The following is a 649-nucleotide window of genomic DNA, read 5'->3' as shown; positions in this document are numbered from 1 at the left end:
AGTTTGAAACAGGCAGTGTCACAACCCTTATTCGAAGGGATTGAGTGGATTATTGTGTCTTTAGGTGCACAAGGTGCATTCGCTAAGCACAATCATACATTCTATAGAGTGAATATTCCGACAATAAGCGTATTAAATCCGGTTGGTTCAGGTGATTCTACAGTTGCTGGAATTACTTCAGCAATTCTCAATCATGAAAACGACCACGATTTACTAAAAAAAGCCAATACTTTAGGCATGCTGAATGCGCAAGAAGCACAAACAGGTTATGTCAATTTAAATAATTATGATGATTTATTCAATCAAATTGAAGTTTTAGAGGTGTAAAAAATGTCAAAATCGAATCAAAAAATCGCATCAATTGAACAACTAAGTAATAACGAAGGTATCATTTCTGCATTAGCATTTGACCAACGTGGTGCTTTAAAACGCATGATGGCAAAACATCAAACTGAAGAGCCAACTGTAGCTCAAATTGAACAATTAAAAGTATTAGTTGCGGAAGAATTAACACAATATGCATCTTCAATTTTATTAGATCCAGAATACGGTTTACCAGCATCTGATGCACGTAACAAAGATTGTGGATTATTGCTAGCTTATGAAAAAACTGGTTATGACGTAAATGCTAAAGGTCGTTTACCTGACT

General features: G+C 35.1%; 1 protein-coding gene and 1 pseudogene. Both read left to right on the top strand.

The window, feature by feature from the left end; all coding sequences use genetic code 11:
• Positions 1-327 (top strand): PfkB family carbohydrate kinase (locus IDG60_RS19530; RefSeq protein ID WP_241013407.1); only part of this gene is annotated, 327 nt, incomplete at its 5' end.
• A 3-nt stretch (positions 328-330) separates the two neighbouring features.
• Positions 331-649: pseudogene (locus IDG60_RS19525) on the top strand (tagatose-bisphosphate aldolase); the annotation flags it as partial.

This window comes from Staphylococcus sp. EG-SA-2 (assembly GCF_017152085.1).
The sequence above is the reverse complement of the archived record's forward strand: the minus strand, read 5'-3'. Positions and strand labels throughout refer to the sequence as shown.